The sequence below is a fragment of the Bradyrhizobium sp. Kon58 genome (assembly GCF_055807455.1).
Window position 1 is genome coordinate 1 of sequence record NZ_JBVVOT010000500.1, and the last position, 258, is coordinate 258.

General features: G+C 57.0%; 1 protein-coding gene. It reads left to right on the forward strand.

Annotated features, from left to right (window positions below; translation table 11 throughout):
• Positions 1 to 42: 42 nt before the first annotated feature.
• The coding region (locus tag AC0L20_RS41275) for a hypothetical protein (RefSeq protein WP_473295873.1) at positions 43 to 258 on the forward strand (216 nt) is incomplete at its 3' end.

The window sequence follows — 258 nt, forward strand, 5'->3', positions numbered from 1 at the left end:
CCTAAGACCGACTGTCGACCTTCCAGCTGCGACGATTTGACGATGCAGGCACGCGACCAAACATCGCATCCGGCCGTCGATATTGTCGGAGAGGCCAACAATCGTCTCGCCCGCTGGATGCTGCTGGCTTGTCTGCTGTTTGCAATTGGCCAGCTCGTATTCAATGCCCTTACGCTCGACACCTGGATGGACGAGGGCAAGTACCTGATGAAGGGCTACTGGTACCTTACCGGTCAGATCGCACCCTATTCTGCGCTG